This is a genomic window from Thauera sp. AutoDN2 (assembly GCF_051280715.1).
Classification (GTDB): domain Bacteria; phylum Pseudomonadota; class Gammaproteobacteria; order Burkholderiales; family Rhodocyclaceae; genus Thauera.
The window spans coordinates 1-2,707 of record NZ_JBNCAR010000075.1 but is presented as its reverse complement, the minus strand read 5'-3'; the positions used below and the strand labels follow the sequence as shown (position 1 = coordinate 2,707).

3 protein-coding genes, 1 pseudogene and 1 riboswitch are annotated in these 2,707 nt (G+C 59.9%); of the genes and pseudogenes, 2 read left to right on the top strand and 2 right to left on the bottom strand.

Annotation, left to right across the window (positions count from 1 at the left end; translation table 11 throughout):
• Both ACPT9U_RS17400 and ACPT9U_RS17395 read left to right on the top strand, forming a co-directional pair.
• Window positions 1-111: pseudogene (locus ACPT9U_RS17400) on the top strand (YnfA family protein); the annotation flags it as partial.
• 144 nt (window positions 112-255) lie between these two features.
• Window positions 256-429, top strand: a riboswitch (yybP-ykoY riboswitch).
• Between the two features lie 3 nt (window positions 430-432).
• On the top strand, window positions 433-1,008 hold the full coding sequence (locus ACPT9U_RS17395; protein WP_002924850.1) for a TMEM165/GDT1 family protein: 576 nt from the start codon (window positions 433-435) through the stop codon (window positions 1,006-1,008).
• Between the two features lie 375 nt (window positions 1,009-1,383).
• On the opposite strand, the gene ACPT9U_RS17390 is transcribed toward ACPT9U_RS17395, so the two are convergent.
• Window positions 1,384-2,178: a cation transporter gene (locus tag ACPT9U_RS17390; RefSeq protein ID WP_002924851.1), complete on the bottom strand. Its 795-nt coding sequence runs from the start codon at window positions 2,176-2,178 to the stop codon at window positions 1,384-1,386.
• Window positions 2,179-2,308: 130 nt separating this feature from the next.
• Window positions 2,309-2,707, bottom strand: a 399-nt coding sequence (locus ACPT9U_RS17385) for a hypothetical protein (RefSeq protein ID WP_435751876.1), incomplete at its 5' end; no start/stop codon positions are given.

Here is a 2,707-nt window from a genome sequence, read left to right as displayed (position 1 = left end):
TGGCTTCGCGTCGTGGATGGCGTTGCGCTGACCCGCTGGGATGTCGCGGGCGCCGGCGTCGCGCTGGTCGGCATGGCCATCATTGCGCTGCAACCGGCCACCTCTCCCTGAAAGTATCATTGTTGCTTCTGCCCGAGGTTGCCGAAACGGGCTCTGAGGCCGGCAAGACGCAGTCATTTGAGAAAGCGCTCTATCCGAAGGCGGCCTGCTTGAAACGGCCCTCGATAGACGGGCGCCTGGTCAATCGATAGAATGCCGCTCGTTCATTGGGGAGTAGCCTCTCTTCAACCCGAAGAGGCTTGCGTCAACATACTTGGTCACTCGACCATGGCGTAAGCGGTTTCTGCTTGGCAAGACCTTTGATCACACCACCTTCCGACTGGCCGGAGAGGTGGCGTGGTCATTTGTCGAATTCCGGCCGAGGAAACCAGTATGGAAGCTTTTCTGATCTCCACCGGCATCGTTGCGCTCGCCGAAATCGGTGACAAAACCCAGCTCCTCGCGTTCATTCTCGCAGCTAAATTCCGTAAGCCGGTGCCGATTGTTTTCGGCATCTTTGTCGCCACTCTGGCCAATCACGGCTTCGCAGGCGCAGTGGGGACATGGATCACAACGCTCATGGGACCGGAGACGCTTCGCTGGATGCTCGGCATTTCATTTATCGCAATGGCCGGCTGGACTCTGATACCGGACAAATTCGACGAAGATGAAGCGAAGCTGGTTCGCCTTGGCGTCTTCACCACTACGCTGATTGCATTCTTCCTCGCCGAAATGGGTGACAAGACGCAGATCGCCACTGTAGCGCTGGCAGCTCAGTATCAGAATCTGATTGCGGTCGTTGCCGGTACAACCCTGGGCATGATGGTGGCGAATGTGCCAGCCGTCATCATGGGTGACAAAATCGCCGACAAGATGCCGGTCAAGCTTGTGCACCGTATTGCCGCCGCCATCTTCGCCTTCCTCGGCGTCGCCACTCTTTTGGGGGCAGGGGCAGGCTTGGGTTTCTAAATCAACTGGGAAGCCTTTGCGCCAATTAAACGTATCTCGCCCAGAACGCACATGAAGCCTACGCACAAGGCGGCTGGCGGGAGTCCCATGGGCATCTGGGTGCTTGGCTTCGTGAGCATCCTGATGGACATCTCTTCGGAGAAGATCTAGGAGTCCGCTCACGAAACGGAGAAAATCGCACGCTAAGCGTGCGCTGAGGCTGACACCAATCGGTATGGCGCACGAATCGATCCGGCCGGTTCTTGGCCCCAACGCCACGATCAACGGTGTTATCTGTCGTTGCTGAACTGCGCTTCGCATTCGACCGGTGCGCAGCCGCAGGAGTGCGATGGTGCGCAGAAACGCGTTTGGCGGGATTGCGCGGCGATGCCCTCGCTATCGGAGAGCCAAAATCCTGCGTGCGCCGTTGAGCACAACTGCGCCGATGATCCCGCCGATGACAAGGTCGGGAACGGCGGAGCCGGTCCATGCGACCAAGGCACCCGCGACGATCACTCCGAGGTTGGCCAGCACGTCGTTGGCGGAGAAGATGTAGCTTGCAGTCATGTGCGCGCCGCGATCACGATGCCGCGAAATGAGCACAAGGCACGTGACGTTTGCGACAAGCGCAACAACTCCGACTCCCATCATCAAAGCCGAGACGGGCTCGCTGCCGAAGACGAACCTGCGTCCGACCTCGAACAGAGCCCCCAGCGCAAGCACCAGCTGCAGCCACCCTGCGATGTGGGCCGCCTTCACCTTCAGGTGAGCCGCACGCCCCACGGCATAGAGCGCCAGGCTGTAGACGGCCGCGTCGGCGAACATGTCGAGTGAGTCAGCCAGCAGACCGGCCGACTGCGCCAACAGGCCCAACACGACCTCGATCACGAACATGGCAGCATTGATGCCGAGCAACATCCGCAGCACTTTCAATTCAGCGACGTCGCCGGCGTCGGGCAACGGCACAGCGTCATCGTGCACGGCCTCGCTGCTCTGCAGGGCTGCCCCGAGGCCGAGCCGCGTCAGGCGCGCCAGGACTTCGTCCGCCGAAGCCCGATGCAGCACCGTGACCTGACGTTGCTTCAGATCGAACGACAATGACAACTCCGGCATGTCCTGGAGCGCCATGCGAACGAGGTTTTCTTCCGATGGACAATCCATCTTCGGCACGTTAAAGCTGCTGCGCTGCATGGGTCTGCTCTCACTCAACACAGTCGCTTGAAGCGATGCGTCGAAACTACGCGCCACTCGCGCGCCAAGCGAGCGCCCCGATGTGCTCGACATGGCGCTTCGAGGGCTGTTTGCCGGCAGAAAACACCGCTCACCTCCTCTGCATGTACTGCTGGTGCCGCATCATGTGATCCATCATCATCTGCTGCATCGGCATGTATTGATCAATCATGTACTGGCGCTGCTGCTGTTGTTCCGGGGTGAGTTTTGAGTAGTAGTCCCCCATATGTCCCCATCCCATCATCGGTCCGCCCCTCATCATTCCGGCCCCCATCCCCGGGCCGCCCATGCAGCAGCCCATGCCGCCGCCCGGCCCCCACATGCCGTGCATCAGTTGCATGTTGTTCTGCATCGTGGTCCAGTGGTCCTGGAGTAGTTCTTGCCGCGCTTGGGGATCCTGAGTCTGGTTGATCTTGTCCATCTGCTCTTGCATCTTCTTCATGTTCTCCTGCGCCTGCGCCATCCGCTTGTCGAACTCCTGCACGTTGGG